16 protein-coding genes are annotated in these 16,557 nt (G+C 47.4%); 2 read left to right on the top strand and 14 right to left on the bottom strand.

Features of this window, described 5'->3' with window-relative positions:
• Positions 1–14 precede the first annotated feature (14 nt).
• Genes rbsD through FA954_RS04745 form a run of 3 tightly spaced genes read right to left on the bottom strand, consistent with a single transcriptional unit; the run spans position 15 to position 2,268 of the window.
• Positions 15–407 carry a D-ribose pyranase gene (gene rbsD / locus FA954_RS04755; protein WP_037994675.1) on the bottom strand — a complete coding sequence of 131 codons (393 nt, stop codon included), beginning with the start codon at positions 405–407 and terminating at the stop codon, positions 15–17.
• On the bottom strand, positions 404–1,288 hold the full coding sequence (gene rbsK, locus FA954_RS04750) for a ribokinase (RefSeq protein WP_037994676.1): 885 nt from the start codon (positions 1,286–1,288) through the stop codon (positions 404–406). Before rbsK ends, rbsD begins: the two co-directional genes overlap by 4 nt.
• Positions 1,276–2,268, bottom strand: a complete 993-nt coding sequence (locus FA954_RS04745; protein WP_037994678.1) for a LacI family DNA-binding transcriptional regulator — start codon at positions 2,266–2,268, stop codon at positions 1,276–1,278. The genes rbsK and FA954_RS04745 overlap by 13 nt, the downstream gene beginning before the upstream one ends.
• Positions 2,269–2,567: 299 nt before the next feature.
• Between FA954_RS04745 and helD the strand changes: the two genes are divergently transcribed.
• Positions 2,568–4,928, top strand: coding sequence for an RNA polymerase recycling motor HelD (helD, locus tag FA954_RS04740; protein WP_138614896.1), 2,361 nt, complete (start codon positions 2,568–2,570; stop codon positions 4,926–4,928).
• A gap of 34 nt (positions 4,929–4,962) precedes the next feature.
• Here helD and FA954_RS04735 read toward each other — a convergent pair whose 3' ends face one another.
• Complete coding sequence (locus tag FA954_RS04735) at positions 4,963–6,798, bottom strand: monovalent cation:proton antiporter family protein (RefSeq protein WP_037993240.1); 1,836 nt, start codon at positions 6,796–6,798, stop codon at positions 4,963–4,965.
• A 312-nt stretch (positions 6,799–7,110) separates the two neighbouring features.
• On the opposite strand from FA954_RS04735, the gene purU reads away from it, so the two are divergent.
• Entirely contained in the window at positions 7,111–7,998 is an 888-nt protein-coding gene (gene purU / locus FA954_RS04730; RefSeq protein WP_138614895.1) for a formyltetrahydrofolate deformylase, read from the top strand.
• Between the two features lie 29 nt (positions 7,999–8,027).
• Here purU and FA954_RS04725 read toward each other — a convergent pair whose 3' ends face one another.
• The 10 genes from FA954_RS04725 to FA954_RS04680 form a co-directional block, all read right to left on the bottom strand.
• Entirely contained in the window at positions 8,028–9,206 is a 1,179-nt protein-coding gene (locus FA954_RS04725) for an NRAMP family divalent metal transporter (protein ID WP_082240550.1), read from the bottom strand.
• Positions 9,207–9,417: 211 nt separating this feature from the next.
• Positions 9,418–10,953 (bottom strand): glycine betaine uptake BCCT transporter, encoded by a 1,536-nt coding sequence (locus FA954_RS04720; RefSeq protein WP_138614894.1) that lies wholly within the window; start codon positions 10,951–10,953, stop codon positions 9,418–9,420.
• A gap of 148 nt (positions 10,954–11,101) precedes the next feature.
• On the bottom strand, positions 11,102–11,380 hold the full coding sequence (locus FA954_RS04715) for a hypothetical protein (protein WP_037993247.1): 279 nt from the start codon (positions 11,378–11,380) through the stop codon (positions 11,102–11,104).
• A 128-nt stretch (positions 11,381–11,508) separates the two neighbouring features.
• Entirely contained in the window at positions 11,509–11,835 is a 327-nt protein-coding gene (locus FA954_RS04710) for a hypothetical protein (protein ID WP_062843114.1), read from the bottom strand.
• A gap of 153 nt (positions 11,836–11,988) precedes the next feature.
• The gene (locus FA954_RS04705) at positions 11,989–13,791 is read right to left on the bottom strand and encodes a peptidoglycan D,D-transpeptidase FtsI family protein (protein ID WP_049720391.1); all 1,803 of its coding nucleotides are present in this window, start codon (positions 13,789–13,791) and stop codon (positions 11,989–11,991) included.
• A 200-nt stretch (positions 13,792–13,991) separates the two neighbouring features.
• Positions 13,992–15,065 carry an endolytic transglycosylase MltG gene (gene mltG / locus FA954_RS04700; RefSeq protein WP_138614893.1) on the bottom strand — a complete coding sequence of 358 codons (1,074 nt, stop codon included), beginning with the start codon at positions 15,063–15,065 and terminating at the stop codon, positions 13,992–13,994.
• Between the two features lie 103 nt (positions 15,066–15,168).
• Positions 15,169–15,465: a DUF1292 domain-containing protein gene (locus FA954_RS04695; protein WP_037993252.1), complete on the bottom strand. Its 297-nt coding sequence runs from the start codon at positions 15,463–15,465 to the stop codon at positions 15,169–15,171.
• The gene (locus FA954_RS04690; RefSeq protein ID WP_037993253.1) at positions 15,455–15,781 is read right to left on the bottom strand and encodes a DUF1292 domain-containing protein; all 327 of its coding nucleotides are present in this window, start codon (positions 15,779–15,781) and stop codon (positions 15,455–15,457) included. The genes FA954_RS04695 and FA954_RS04690 overlap by 11 nt, the downstream gene beginning before the upstream one ends.
• The gene (ruvX, locus tag FA954_RS04685; protein ID WP_049720393.1) at positions 15,781–16,239 is read right to left on the bottom strand and encodes a Holliday junction resolvase RuvX; all 459 of its coding nucleotides are present in this window, start codon (positions 16,237–16,239) and stop codon (positions 15,781–15,783) included. The genes FA954_RS04690 and ruvX overlap by 1 nt, the downstream gene beginning before the upstream one ends.
• Positions 16,240–16,254: 15 nt before the next feature.
• On the bottom strand, positions 16,255–16,512 hold the full coding sequence (locus FA954_RS04680) for an IreB family regulatory phosphoprotein (protein ID WP_037993255.1): 258 nt from the start codon (positions 16,510–16,512) through the stop codon (positions 16,255–16,257).
• Between the last annotated feature and the right edge of the window lie 45 nt (positions 16,513–16,557).

Genomic DNA, 16,557 nt, shown 5'->3' with positions numbered 1-16,557 from the left:
TGCATCCCCCCTTGTCAGAAAAAGACCCCTGCCTGCAAAATGCAATTGGAATAAGGCGTGGCTTCCCCTGTCCGGATGACGGCTTTGGCCTGCCTTGTCATCTGCTTGAATTCTTCATGCGGGACATAACTGATTTGATCCGGAAATTCGCTGGTCAAAAACGCATGTTGCTTGGCATTTTCGGCCACGATTTCTTCTGCGGCGAACACTTTCTCCACCACCATGTCCCCGTGAACCGCTTTCACGACGGCTTCAAACGACGGATTTCCCACCGTGACGGCCAGATCGATTTTGGGAACGCCGGCGGGCACCGGCAGTCCCGCATCGGCAATCACAATCCGGTCCGTATGCCCCAAATCGGACAGAACCTTGGAAATGGCGCTGTTGATGATTCCGGTTTTCTTCATCCTTCCCGACTCCTTTTCACTTCTTCTGCCGTTGGCATCCCACCCTGTGCACCAAATTTCGTCACAGACAATGCGGCGGCATGGTTGGCGAATTCAAGGGCTTCATAAACGGATTTTCCCCCGGCAATTTGAACCGCAAATGCGGCATTAAAGGTATCCCCGGCACCGGTTGTATCCACCACCGGCACGCTGATTCCCGGAACCAGCCATTCTTTCTCCCCGTCAAAAAAGCGTGCCCCTTCTTTCCCTTCCGTGATGATCAATTTGTTCGGATATCTTTTTAGCACTTCGGAACGGTCTTCCCCGTCAAACAAAAGCTTGAATTCATGTTCATTGGGAGTGATGAATGAAGCCTTCGCGATCAATTCCCGGCTGACGGGCCGTGCCGGTGCGGGATTGAGCAAAAGCGGAACCCCCAGCTTGTCGCAAAGCTCAGCCGCAAATTCCACCGTCTCCATCGGAATTTCCAACTGAACCAGCACGACATCCGCTTCACGAATCACAGATTCGGCTTTTTTCACATATTCCGGTGTGGTATGGTCATTCGCGCCTTTGACGACAACAATGCTGTTATCCCCTTCCGCCAAGGTGATATGTGCGGTTCCCGACCGGGTATGTGTAACCGGTTCCATATATTTCGTATTGACCCCGTTGGTTTTCAAATTCTCCAAGATGATCTCGCCGAAGTCGTCGTCCCCGACCCGCCCGATCATGGTCACATCGGCTCCGAGCCGTGCCGCGGCCACCGCCTGGTTGGCTCCCTTTCCGCCGGGAACGGTTTCAAACGAATTTCCCAATACCGTTTCGCCGGCTTGCGGACGCTTGTCCGCACTCACCACCAAGTCAATGGACGAACTGCCGATCACTGCTATTTTTGCCACGTTCCATCCCCTGCCTTTCTGGTTGTCTCTCTTTCCACAAAAGATACAGGCAATATGATTTGCTTTTTCTTGATATCCGCTTGACGGATTCTCTCCAACAACAGTTTGGCCGCTTCCTTTCCCATTTCATAGGCGGGCTGTTGAATGGTGGATAAAGCGGGAAACAGAAATTTGCTCATCGGAATGTCGTCAAAACCGATGATTTGCATCTCCTCCGGGATCTTCCTGCCCCGTCGCAACGCCTCCCGCAACACGGCCGAGGCCACAATGTCATTGACGGCGATCACCCCGTCCGTGTCCGGATACAATTCAAACAGTTTCCCGGCGGTTTCCAAAGCCCCGTCAAAAGAAAAAGAAGTGTTTAACACCTGAAACTGCACTTGGGATTTCCCGAGAACTTCCAGCGCCGCAAAAAATCTTTCATACGCGGTCCGCACATGTTTCGGGCCCCGAAGCAACGTGATATTGCGGCTGCCCCGGTCCAGCAGGATTTGCGCAGCCAGCCGCCCTCCTTCCTTTTGATCGGAACATACAAACGGAAAGTCATGATGAATCCGGTCCAGCAAGACAACGGGAATATTTAATTTTTCCCATTGCGATACTTCTTCACTGCTGGTGCTGATCACGCCAAGCACATTATGTTGGGTGAACGTTTCAATGTAACGGACTTCCTTTTCTGCATCCTCATCACTGTTTCCGATAATCAAGCGGTATCCGTTTTGTTGCAGAACATCTTCGACTCCCCGGGCAATTTCCGGAAAAAAGGGGTTGGTGATATCCGGAATGATCAACCCGATCAGCTTCGACTTTTGGAAATATAAAGAACGGGCCACTTCATTCGGCAAATAATTCAATTTCGAAATGGCGGCTTCCACCAATTTTCTGGTCTCCTCCTGAACATACCCGTTCCGGTTGATCACCCGGGAAACGGTCGCCACCGACACCCCCGCTTCTTTCGCCACATCTTTGATCGTCGCCATTACTCCCACCATTTTTCTTTTTTGATGTGTAACCGTTTACATCATTATGTCACAAAAATGTTTAATTCACAAGATAAATCTTTTTTCTCTGTTCAAATTAAAAAAACATGCCAAAAGGCCGGCTTTTTGCCATCAGCCGGCCGTTATCACCAATATTTTCCATTTGCAATCCAAAAAAGAACCCGGTAAAATGAATGTTACCTTCATGCACATTATATTCGAAAGAACATAATTACTCCATAATAATTATAAAACATAATCCACCCCCTTGTCAATCTTTTTTTGAAAGGAGCGGAAGCATGGAAAATTCCAAACGGATCTGGCAGGAAGAGCAAGAACGTGTCGACCGGGTGATCGATGAAATCGACAGACGCCTTTCTTCGCTCGAACAGCAAGCAAACCAAGTCAAATCAGACATTGTGGATATACGCAAAAACTTTTGGGAAGATGTGCGGATCAATTTTGCCGACGAGATCGAAACAACCGAAACCGTGGTCAGCATCAAGCAACAAGCCGAAGTTTTGGCGGAAAGAGAGCGCCGCCACCGAACCTCGCAAAAACAAGTGCAACTCTTAAAGAAAATGAAATCCTCCCCCTACTTCGGACGGATTGATTTTACCGAACACGGGGAAGAAAAAGAATCGATTTATCTGGGAATCGCCTCGCTGGTCGATGAGCAAACGAATGAGTTTCTCATTTATGACTGGCGCGCCCCCGTCTGCAGCCTGTATTATGATTACCCGCCGGGGCCTGCACGGTATGAAACGCCGGGCGGAACGGTCGAAGGATTCATCGGTCTGAAGCGCCAATTCCTGATAAAAAACGGAATCATTGAAAGCTTGTTTGACACCGGGATCACCATTGGCGATCAACTGTTGCAGGAAGTGCTCGGAAAAAGATCCGACTCCCAAATGAAAAGCATCGTGGTCACCATTCAACAAGAACAAAACCGCATCATCCGTAATGAAAAAAGCCGGCTGGTCATCGTTCAAGGGGCGGCCGGGAGCGGAAAAACTTCGGCCGCGTTGCAACGGGTCGCCTATCTCCTTTACCGGTACCGGAATTCATTGAAAGCCGAAAATATCCTTTTGTTTTCCCCCAATCCGATGTTTAACCGGTATGTCTCCACGGTTCTTCCCGAACTGGGGGAGGAAAACATGCAACAAACCACTTTTCAGGAGCTGTTGGAACATCAATTGAAAAATCTATTGAAAGTGGAAGATCCGTTTTCACAAATTGAATATACCTTGACAAACCATCAGGAAGACGGGTATGAGGCAAGGATTGACGGCATCCGCTACAAAGCCTCCCGGGCATACATCCGGTTGCTGGACCTTTACCTGTCTTATCTCGGGCAACATGGCGCGTTAGTCTTCCGGGACATTCCGTTCCGTGGCGGCACGATCATTCCGGCCGGGGAAATCAAAGCCCATTTTGCTTCCCTGGATTCGTCCCTTCCGCTCACCCACCGGATCTCCCTGGTCAAAGACCGGCTGATGGCAGAACTGAAAAAGCGGGCCCGGGAAGAAGTCAAAAAAGACTGGGTGGATGAAGAAATCCAGTGGTTGAATCCGGCCAATTACATCCGCGCTGACCAAGCGCTGCAAAAAGACAAACATTTCACTTCCGATACCTTTGACGATCTACAAAGGGAACGGCACTGGCTGGCCAAAAAAGTGGTCCAAAAACACATCAAACCGGCTGTCCGCATGGTCAAAAAACTCGGATTTCTGGACATTCCGGCCATCTACCGGCAACTGTTTGCCGATCCAACCCTGGCCAAAGATGCCCTCGGGCTCACGGATCTGCCGGAAACCTGGCCGGACATCTGCCGGCAAACGGTTGCCAAACTGGAGCAAAAGGAGCTTTTTTACGAAGACGCCACTCCTTTGCTCTATTTGAAAACCCGGCTTGAAGGATTGGAAACCAACCGGTCCATCCGCCATATTTTTATCGATGAAGCGCAGGATTACTCGCCTTTTCAGTTTTTCTTTTTAAAGCGTTTGTTTCCGCGCAGCAAGATGACAATCCTCGGCGATTTCAACCAGGCCGTCTTTTCTCATACCCCGGTTCATCACAATATGGCTGAGTTATCCTCTCTGTATGGAAAAGAGCAAACCGAATTGGTTGAATTGAAACGAAGTTACCGGTCCACCTATCCGATCATCGAATTCACCCGTCACCTGGCGGAAAACAAAGAAGCCATCGAGCCCTTTGAACGTCCGGGGAGCAAGCCGACCGTGACCGAAGTGCAAAACCGAAAGGAACTTCACAACCGGATTCTCCACCGCATCGAAACATTGCTAAAAGACGGGCATGAAACGATTGCCGTCATATGCAAAACAGCCGCGGAAAGCCAAAAGGTTTTTGATGCATTGAACAAAGCAACTGCCGAACCGGTTCAACTGATCACGAAAGAATCCGTCGAATTTCACCCGGGCATCCTGGTCATTCCGGTTTATCTCGCCAAAGGCATTGAATTTGATGCCGTGATTCTTTATGACGCTTCCGGGGATCAATATCACCGGGAAAACGAGCGGAAATTATTGTACACCGCCTGCACCCGCGCCATGCATGCTTTGCACCTTTACTGCCTCGGCAAAATGAGTCCGTTTATAAAAGAAGTCCCTGAAGACACCTATCTCCGGGATCATCAATAAAAAAAAAAAGAGCGGGAACATACCCGCTCTTTTTTTATTGGAGCATTTCCCGCAACCGGTGAATGTGATCGGGGCTACCGCTGATAATGAGGCGATCCCCGACTTCCAGCACGGTGTCCCCGTGAGGAAGGATGGCTTCATTTCCCCGCAGGATGCGGATGATCAACGTATCCCCCCAAAAAGTCAGGTCCCGGACCCGTGCCAAATGGTAACGGTGGTTCAACAATTTCACTTCCATCAAATTTCCGTTATCATGGTTCACCAGTTTAAACAGGGTCGGATGTTCAATCAAAATCTTGGTCAACGTTTGATTGGCAAAGAAGGTGGAGATGAGCTGGATTCCCAGATTGTTTAACGACTGTTGCAACTCTTTGCTTTCCACCCGGGCAATGATCCGTTCAACGCCTTGTTTCTTCGCCGCTTTGGCCAACTCCACGTTCCTTTCATCATGCGGCGTGAACAAAACCATGATATCGCATGAAAATCCGTTTTCCTTTTGCAGGTATTCCTCTTCGACCACCGGCAATTGAATGATCGGAAACGGACGCTGTTTTTCTTCCAGATTCGATTTATCCGCTCCGTAAACTTTGACTTCATACCCGTCCCGGTGCAAATCCTGCGCCAGGGTCAATGTCGCGGCATTGATCCCCACCAGCGAAACGGACGGGCGTTCCACCTCATCGACGGCATCCGGCAACAATTGCTGGAATATAATCGGCGGAATGATCACGGTGATGGACGCGGCCAAAATCAACGCCGTGTTCATCGTGTTATTGATGATTCCGAGATCCATCCCGACCGCCGCGGCGGCAATGACCAAACTGATGGTGGATGTCAACAAAATCCCCGAACTGATTGACTCGCGCCAAGAAAACCACTTGCGGAAAATCAAAACCAAAAGTCCTTTGGATAAGATAAAGGCAAGCAAAATGAGCGGAAACATGATCAAAGCACGGGCATCCTGCATCAACGAGACCAGGTCCAGCTTGGCACCCACCATCACAAAGAATATCGGGATTAAAAAGCCAAAACCAAATGCATTCAATTGACTGACAAACTCTTCACGCGGCCCCAACAACGACACAATGACGCCTGCCAAAAAGGCTCCCAAAATATTTTCCGCCCCGACTGTTTCCGATAACGCGACAAAAAACAGGATCAAAGCAAAGACGCCGCGTGTTCCGATGGAAATTGTCTCTTTGGAAATGGATTCGGTCAGCCGAATGGGCTTTAATGCTTGGATAATGCGGTACACCGCAAAGAAAATCACAAAAAATAACAATAACAGCAGCACGCTGAAAAATCCTTTTTCCGACTTCAGCGCCGCATAAACCGCCAACAAAATCATGGTGATAAAGTCCGCAAAAACTGCCGTCACCAAGATTGATTGTCCCAGCGGTTTTTTATTGATCCCTTTATCTTTCACCACCGGCAAAGTGACACTCAATGAGATCGTGGAAATGATCAAAGTGATAAAGTAAGGATCTTTGATAAACCCCGCAACATATAAGATCCAACTGATCACAAAAGACAAGAGAAGAATGCTTATAAAACTGATCAGACCGATCATGAGCGGATTTTCCCGATTCTCTTTCTTTCCGCTTGTCTTACCCGTGTTTAAAATCATATTAAAGTCGATTTCCAGTCCGCTTAAAAACATCAAAAAAATAATTCCAAGCGTGGACAACATTTCCAGCCAGGTGTCCTCAACCACCCATCCCAAGCCGCTTTTTCCCAAGATCAAGCCAACCATGATTTCTGCGACAACGGCCGGAATCGCATTCCATTTTAAACGGTGCAATAAGATCGGAACCAAAAATGCCACGATGACCACAATCATGACTGAAATCAATGAATGATCCACTTCCATATCTTGTCCCCCCATCCATTACGGGTTTCAATTTTCTACCTGTAGACCCTGCCGGAACATGAGAAGTTGCAAAGCACTTTCTTGCTCATCATAATGGTCTTTGAGATCCGTGACAAGTGCCGGGCGATATAATTTTATTTTGTTTCCGCCCGACAAGGCCTCCTTTTTTTACCAACATGCCTTCTCCCCGCTTGGTACACCGGCCAGCGACGGTGAACCGGCATCAACCCTTGCATGGAGATTGAAATTGCTTTCACAAACGTACTATAGTAGGTAAAGAGTGAGTACGGAGCACCAAAGGAGAGAAAAAGGATGAATCAAACGTCGAACAAAACTGCTGTCAATATGAACCAAGGGGCTCTGATCGTTTCCTGCCCTGAAAAGCAAGGAATCATTGCTGCAATCACACAATTTCTTTATGAAAACGGAGCCAACATCTTGCACTCCGATCAATTTTCAACCAATCCGGAAAGCGGACACTTTTTTATGCGGGTCCAGTTTCTGATGGACAACCTGACCGGACGGATTGATGAACTTCGGAAACAATTTTCATTGATTGCAGAGCCGTTTCAGATGGATTGGAAAATCACGCATCCGTCCGAAAGAAAAAAACTGGCGGTCTTCGTTTCAAAGGAAGACCATTGTCTGCGGGAACTGTTGTGGCGTTGGAGTATCAAAGAATTGAATGCCGATATTGTCATGGTGGTTTCCAATCACCCGGACATGAAATATCTGGTTACACCCCACAACATTCCTTATTATCATGTCCCGGTGACCAAAGAAAACCGTGAAGAAGCCGCAGACATCCATCTGGAACTGCTTCAAAAACACCAAGTGGATACTCTTATCCTTGCTCGTTATATGCAAATTATCCCTGGTAAAATCATCGACCGTTATCCGAATCAAATCATTAACATCCACCACTCGTTTTTGCCGGCCTTTATCGGGGGGAAACCGTATCACCAAGCGTTCAACCGCGGGGTGAAGCTCATCGGGGCCACAGCACACTATGTCACGGAAGATTTGGATGAAGGTCCCATTATCGAACAAGATGTGAGCCGTGTCAATCACCGGCATCAAGTCGCCGATTTAAAACGAATCGGACGCGATCTGGAGCGGATCGTTTTGGCCAGAGCCGTCCAATGGCACATCAATGACCAGATTATCGTTCACAATCACAAAACCATCGTGTTTGAATAAAAAATCCCCTTTACAGGGGATTTTTTGCTTTATGACCACAACTTCGGCAACTCTTCCACACTGACCACCAATCCCATGGTTGCCATGATCACAGCGACCAGGATGCCAAAGACCGTCAGCCAAAGCGGATGCCTGTATTCACCGACAATCTCCTTCCGGCGGGCGGCAAACAGGATGATGGCCAGTGAAAGTGGCAGAATAAAACCATTTAACGTCCCCACCAAAATCAACATTTTCACCGGTTTTCCCACCACCACAAAAACCGCTGTGGACAACAAGATGAAGCAAACGGTCCACCACCGGTGATGACGGTCGATCTTTTCATGCCAAGTACGAATAAAGGAGACGGAAGTATATGCCGCTCCCACCACCGACGTAATGGCGGCCGCCCACATGACCAAACCGAACAATTGATAGCCTGTCTCTCCCGTGGCCAGCTGAAACACCGAAGCCGCCGGATTGCTTTCGCTTAATGTTCCCCCCGCAGAAACCACGCCCAATGTCGCCAAAAACAAGACCAAACGCATGACCGATGTGATGATGATTCCGGAAACCGAACTTCGGTTGGTTTCCGGCAACGCTTCCGTTCCTTTCAATCCGGCATCTAAAAGGCGGTGCCCTCCTGCAAAGGTAATGTATCCGCCAACTGATCCGCCGACCACGGTCACAATGGCCATAAAAAATGCATTCCACCCGTCAACGGGCACATCGGGAACCAGCGAGCGCACCGCAGCTTCACCCAGGGGAGGATGCGATCCCACTGCCACCCAGAGCGTCAGCCCAATCATCACAAATCCCAACAACACGGCAAACCGGTCCATCACTTTCCCGGCTTCTTTGGACAAAAAAACCATCACGGCAATCAACCCGCTGATGACCGCTCCCCATACCGCATCCACACCAAACAACACTTCAAACCCCAATCCGGCACCGGCCACATTGCCAATGTTAAAAGCCAATCCTCCTGACACCACCAAAAACGACAAAACGTGGCCGAGCCCCGGCCGGACCGCATGGGCAATATCCTGCGCCCGCATCTTCGATACAACAATAACCCGCCAAATATTTAATTGGGCTCCAATGTCGAGCAAAACGGAAGCCAAGATCACAAACCCGAAACTGGCTCCAAATTGGGCCGTGAATACGGAAGTTTGTGTCAAAAACCCGGGTCCGACGGCAGAAGTGGCCATTAAAAATGCGGCCCCCATCAAAGATAACCAAACTTTTTTCTGCACCGTACCAACCGCCTTTAATTGGATTGAATTAAAAAAAGATTCCGTTTTTTAATAATATACTTTTAAATGGTTTTATTTCTTTTCCATACTAACATATTTCCGCTTGCCACCAACACCTTCCCCGTTTAAAAAAACCACTTCTGAAATGACATTCAGAAGTGGTTTTCAAGTCAAGTCGAGATGCTTACTTCGCTTTGGCCGATCCCGGCTCTTTCGGGGTTCCCGCTCTTCTTCTTTTGGGCACTTCCTGGCGGAACGCCTTCAACAAGGAAACCGCCACACCGATCAGGATAAAGGCAAATGGAAAAGCAGCAATAATCGATGCCATCTGCAATCCTTCCAATCCGCCGGAGTAAAGCAAGATCAAAGCCGAAGCGGAAATAATGAGTCCCCAAATCCATTTGACGGTATTGGAAGGGTTTAAACTCCCGTCCGTCGTCTGCATTCCCAGCACAAACGTTGCCGAGTCGGCGGAAGTAATGAAAAACGTGCTGATCAAAATCACGGCAAGCACAATCATAATCCCGCTCAACGGCAAATGGGAAAGCATCGAGAACAGAGCCACTTCGGTTCCCTGCTCGCTCATCTGTTCAAAAAGCGGAATACCATCCGACATCTCCATGTGAAGTCCGGTTCCTCCGAAAACGCTGAACCAAAATGCCCCGAAAAAGGTGGGCACCAAGAGGACGCCGATCACAAATTCCCGCACCGTGCGCCCTTTTGAAATGCGGGCAATAAACGTTCCGACAAACGGAGCCCAAGCAATCCACCATGCCCAGTAAAAGATCGTCCAACTTTGAATCCATTCATTAGCCTGCGGATTAAACGGCCCCAAATAGAAACTCATCCGGGGCAACTCCTGAATATACGCCCCCAACGTTGATGTTAACAAATTCATGATAAACTTGGTCGGTCCCGTGAACAAAACAAAAAACATCAACAATACCGCAATCAGAATATTGATATTGCTCAAGTACTTGATCCCTTTATTCAGCCCGGTGGTGGCCGAAAGAATAAACAAGCCGGTCACAATCACAATGGCGATGAATTGGGTGAGGATGTTATTTTCCAGCGGCGTCACAAAAGAAAGCCCTCCGCCGATCTGAATGGCCCCCAATCCCAAGGAAGTGGCCACGCCGAACACCGTGGCATAAACGGAAATAATATCAATTGTTTTCCCGACCGGTCCCTTCACTTTCTCTTTCAACAGTGGATAAAAGGTGTGGCTGATCAATCCCGGAGCATCTTTTCGAAAGTTTGCATAAGCAAGCGCCAATCCCAAAAGGGCATAAATTCCCCATGGATGCAATCCCCAGTGGAAGAAGGAATAACGCATCGCATCATTGGCGGCGGTACCGGAACCTGGTTGGGCAAAGATCGGCTGATAAAGATGGGACAACGGCTCAGCTGTTCCCCAAAAGACCAGTCCGATCCCCATTCCGGCACTGAATAACATGGCAAACCATGAAATGGTGCCAAATTCGGGACGATCGGTATCCTTTCCGAGTCGAATATTTCCATAGCGGCTGAAAATGAGGAATAAAGAAAAGATCAAAAAGGCCGTGGTGGAAAACAAATAGAACCAACCAAACTTATCCTGCAAAAAAGTCTGGATATCGTTCATGACCGTCAGAATATGTTTTGGGGCGACACCCCCCCACAAAATAAAGACAAAGGAAATAATCACTGAAATAATGAAGACGTTGGTAAATTTTTTCATGCTTCAATCCTTCCTATTTACAGACTGGTAAAAATGCTCCGGTTTCATAATTAAGATATATTCCCCGGTTTTTCGATTTTTAAACCGTGTTTTTTCAAAGAGAATAAAAAAAAGGATTGAGGAATCTGTTTCCCCAATCCTCTCAAGATCAGTATTCTCCCAAATCAATCAAATCATTCATTTCCTGATATTGGTTTTGCATACGCTTTTTGATATTCACTTCCCAATGTTGGGACAAAAAGCGGGCCGCTTCATCCAAATCACTAAAAACCTTGCGCTCTCCCTGATAAATCACCATCCAACCTTCGTCCAAACCTTTGAACACTCTTTCCACTTCAATCTTATGTTCATCCTTCGACGTCGAAAAATAAGTCGATTCCCCGACTTTCAAGTTTTTTAAAATATTTTTCACTTCTTGTTCCTTCATCATCTTTCTCCCTTTGGCATATGCACCAATCATCTTTGTTCATGTACATCATAACATGATCCGGCATCCAATATAAAAGCGCCATCTGAAGAGTATGAAAATCAGAGGCGCTGATTTACTGAATCCATTTAACGAGAAAATGGATATTGATTGGGAGCTACAAAGGTATTGGGACCATGGTATTGATTGGGAGAAGCGTACTGGCCCTGCGGCGGCTGATATTGGTTTCCGCCCGGAGGCATCGGCAATGCCTTTTGCTGGGACTGTGGTTGATCCTGAGAATTCTCCTCCAAATCTTCCATCCCAAACTCTTCCAAAACGCGGCGCACCAATTTTAACTCGTCATTGACCATTTCATCTTGATCTTTTGATTTGAGCAAAAGATTTTGATATTGCAAAAGAGCTTCTTCAATTAAATCAAGTTCGGCCTTTGATAAATTAACGGTGATTTTCATGATTTCTACTCCTTTATTTAAAACCTACAATACTACTAATATCATAATCGGATAGGAATCACAAAACAACCAGAAGAACATCTTGTGAAACCAATAACTTTCACATCGCCCGCGGAAATAATTATTCTTTTTTCCGCATTTTTATGGATTCCTTCACTCTTTTGCCCGCTTTTTTTCCAAATCAGCCAAATTGTTCATCACTTTTTCAAAGATTTTTATCGCTCTTTGATCACCGGCATCATCCACCGAACGCAACAACACGGCCACCGAATAACGCGGCGTTTCCACGGGGCCGAAACCGATCATCCATTTGTTGTACCGGTCTTTGTCCACCCCGATCTGAGCCGTTCCCGTCTTCCCCGCCAGGGACCAGGTTGCATTTTTAAGCGATGAAGCCGTGCCATCTGTGACGACTTGACGCATCAGCGCTTTGACGGATGCGGCGGTTTCCGGCTTGAGCGGTTTGGCCCCTTCGATTGTCTGCTCCCGAAAGCGAAATAACATGCGCCCTTCAGCATCTTTGATTTCCTTCACCAGACGCGGTTCCATGGTTTTTCCCTGATGGAAGACCGAAGTGATCATATTGGTTGCCTGAACCGGGGTCATCCGGACATCGCGCTGTCCGATCCCGGTTTGCACCAAAACCCCTTCATCTTTTTTATTCGTGGAATCTGCAAAAATCAGTCCCGTTTGCTCTTCAGCCAACTGCGCAAACGACGGGTCGTGAAACACTTTGCCGTTCCAGATCACTTTTTGCCCGAGCCCCAACCGCTTCGCATACTCTTCCAGTTTTTCAGGACCGAGTGTTTTGGCCACGGTGCCAAAAACAATATTGCAGGACTTGGCATAAGCTTCGGCAAACGTAATTTTTCCGTGCCCTTCGGGATCATTGTCCCGCAAATGATATTGATCCAATTTTCCTTTGCAATGGAAAGTGGTGTCCGGGCGGACCAATCCCTGATCCAAAGCCGCCACCGCAACCACAGTCTTAAAGATCGAGCCGGGTGTTGCCTCCATCACCGCCCGGTTTTCCCAATGATTTTCCCCTTCCTTTTCCGAATTTCCTTTCGGCCGGCTGGCCATCGCCAGGATATCCCCGGAAGAGATCTCCTGAATCACCACTGCACCGTCATCCACACTTTCTTCTTGCAACAGGTTTTCCGCCATTTGCTGAATCTCTTTGTCCAATGTGGTGACAAGGGTCTTGGGCCGGTCTCCGGATCCGCGTTGAATATCTTTTCGTTTCATCTGCACCCCGTTTAACGGTTTTCCCGTCCGTGCCTTGGTATAAATTAAAAGATGCTCTTCTTCTCCGTGCAAAAATGGTTCAAAAGCTTGTTCAAGCCCGGAGATTCCAATGAATGATTCGGGATGCCAATTTCCGTTTTGGGCTTGCTCCTGATACCGGTTTTTCAAAAGGAGCGGACTGCGGGCAATCTGTCCGATCACTTGTTCCGCCACTTGGTTTAATGTCATGCGCTGGTCCGATTGAACCACCATCACCCCCGGGATGTTCATCGCTTCGATCCTCTCCCGCTCCAAGGGGGACAGGGTGATTTCTTCCCCGCGAATGCCTGACAAGATCGCGGGAGACTTCAGATGCAACAACTGGCGTCGGAATGCCTCATACGGATAATGGATCCATTCGGCAATCTGTTTGAATTGCTCCTCGCGCAGCTTGAGCTGCTCTTCACTTTGCGGAAAGATCAGCAAATGCCAATCGTTCCCTCCAACCAGCGTTTCTTGATGGCGATCCAAAATGTCCCCGCGACCGCTTTGAATCACAATTTCTTTGTTTTGCCGCGTTTGTGCCATGGTGACCAAATCAACTTGTTTATTCACAATTTCAAAAGACCGCGCCGAGGCGATCTGAATCATGTACAACCGAACCAAAATCACTGCAAACATGGACAAAATCAACAAGCTGACTGTGATGCTTCGCCAATTTCGTTTCATGATGACACCCCACTTCTTTCATCAGCTTCGACAGGATGAAAGCGGGGTATACTTCTTATATCAAAGCAGTCTTTCATACCAAAAAAGAAAATAAACCATTATTTATTCAGCGCGATGTTCTTTCTGTTCAGCATTTTTTCAGAAAATCCCTTTTTTTTTGCCCAAAAAAGCTCTTGCATTTTTGCAAGAGCTTTCTCCTGTTAATTTTTCTGTTCTCTTTGTGCTTGATTGGCATTACTCATTTTGATGTACTGATTATGCTGCTCATACGTCTCGGCAAAGTAATGTTCGCCGCTGCCATCTCCCTTGGTGACATAATACTGGTAAGAATGCTGTTCCGGTTCCAAAGCGGCGCGCAACGCTTCTTCCCCCGGATTGGCGATCGGCCCCGGCGGCAAACCTTTGACTTGATATGTATTATACGGGTGCTGTTTGTATTTCAACTGATGAAAAGGAATATCCTTCCATTTCTCCTTCAACTGCGTCACATACAAAAAAGTGGCGTCGATTCCCAGTTTCTGATTATCGGTGCTGTGCAGCCGGTTATAAATCACACCGGAAATGCGCGGATATTCCTGCTTTGCCTTTCCTTCCCTTTCCACCAGCGACGCAATTGTCACCAGCTTATCCAACGTCATGCCTTTTTCCGGTTCATTTTGATTGAGCCGGTCACGAATTTTCAGTTTTTCGACACGCTGTGCAAACTGGCCCAGCATGATGTTGATGATTTCCTCTTCCGAAGCCGTTTTTGGAAAGTCATAGGTGCTGGGGAACAAATATCCTTCCAATTTAAACGGTCGGTCGGGATTTTGGGGAATGTTCACCTCAAAATTATATTTTGGTTTTTTACTATTCAATAAATCTAGAAACTTTTCTTTGTCAAAATCCTCTTTTTCCTTTTCAAGGCGATTGGCGATTTTCATGGCATCCCATCCTTCGGGAATGGTCACCGTAACAACGTTTTCTTCGCCTTTAGAAAATTTTTCTAATATTCGATCGATGTCTTCATCAGGCTCAATCAGGTAATTCCCGGCTTGCAGGTTGGTCTTTTGCTTGAGAAAAACATAAAGACCGAAACAATAGGACCGGCGAATGATTTGCTTTTCCTCCAAAATCTTGCCGACTTGCTTCAATGATGTATTTTTAGGGATTTCCACCGCCACTGGTTCGGTTCGTTCCGATGAGCCCAAAGTGAAATCCATAAAGAAGTAACCCAGAATCCCCCAACCGGCCAGCAGCGCAATGGTAAAGAAGATGCGCCAAAACCATTTCATGAGACGTGGACTCCTTTTTCTGATTAAATCTCTTCTTTATTACAAGAAACCCTTCTCTATGTTAGCACAGTTTATCAAAAAGAAAACGGGGTTCCCCCCGTTTTTACTGAAAGTCATGAAAATATAACATTTCGTCAACGGCATCGGCAATATTTTCCCACTCTTGCTCATCCTCAATTTCTTCGATGCGCCCTTGATTGACATGAAACAAGTGCAGATCATCCGGATGATCGCCGTCTTTTTGCAACAAAGCATAGTGTTGTCCGTTCACTTCAACTTCATGGACAATCCGGTAAGGAGTGCCGGCCGGTTCGACATTGGAAACCATGTGATCCGGATATTGCTGACGCAAGATATTCACTTCTCTTGCTCCGTGAACCGAAAGGTTGTTATTGTTCATTTTCCTCACTTTCCTCTTCCAATTCACTCACCAGTGTGTTAAACACTTCTTCCACCATATCCCATTCTTCTTCATTCTCTTCTTCAATCATTTCCAGATTCAAATTGCCATCCTCTTCGGTATAGCGAAAAGCCATCACTTCTTGGTAAGGCTCCTGTTCGTCCGGTTCCCCGCCTTGTTCCCCGTCGACCGGCGTGACAAACATATAGCTTTTGCCTGTTTCATCATGATCAAACGTATATAAGATCTCAAACTTTTCCTCTTTCCCGTTTTCCGTCGGAATGATCAAGTATTCCGGTTCATGATTATGTGCCATTAAAATTGCCTCCTCTTTGCATCCAGATATCCTTGCAAAATCCATGTCGCAGCCAGTTGGTCAACCACCTTTTTCCGTTTGCGGCGGGAAAGATCGGCATCAATCAAGGTGCGCTCTGCCGCTGCTGTTGACAAGCGTTCATCCCACAAGTGCACAGGATATCCATATCGCTTTTTTAATTCTTCGGCCAGTTGCCGGCTCAACTCCCCGCGGGGACCGATGGTCCCGTTCATGTTGCGGGGGAAGCCGACAACCAGCTCTTTTATTTGATATTGTTCCACAAGTTGGTCCAATTCTTTCAACCAGTTACTGTTTTTGCGGTCAATGACTTTGACGCCCTGAGCGGTCAGCCCTAATGCATCGCTGACCGCCACGCCAATTCTCCGGTCTCCTGCATCCAGTCCCAGAATCCGGGGGAAATCATCTATATGCTTTGAAGAGAGTTCATCCAAATCCATTTTCCAATACCTTTCTTATTGATTCTGCCTTTCCACACCCAAGTAGTGCTTGACGAGTTCTTCGATAATTTCATCCCGTTCCATTTTCCGGATCATGGCACGGGCATTTTTATGGCGCGGAATATAAGCCGGATCTCCTGAAATAAGGTAGCCCACAATTTGGCTGATCGGATTGTAACCTTTTTCCTTCAAGGCCTCATAAACGTGGAACAACAAATCTTTAGGGTCGATCTCATTTCCACCTCGGAAATTAAACTTCATCGTTTCATCCATGGATGATCTCACACCCCTCTCTTATGAAGATCCGCACTTTAATCC

It is taken from the genome of Thermoactinomyces vulgaris (assembly GCF_005886755.1).
In the GTDB taxonomy this organism is placed as follows: domain Bacteria; phylum Bacillota; class Bacilli; order Thermoactinomycetales; family Thermoactinomycetaceae; genus Thermoactinomyces; species Thermoactinomyces vulgaris.
This window is presented reverse-complemented; position numbering and strand designations above follow the sequence as displayed.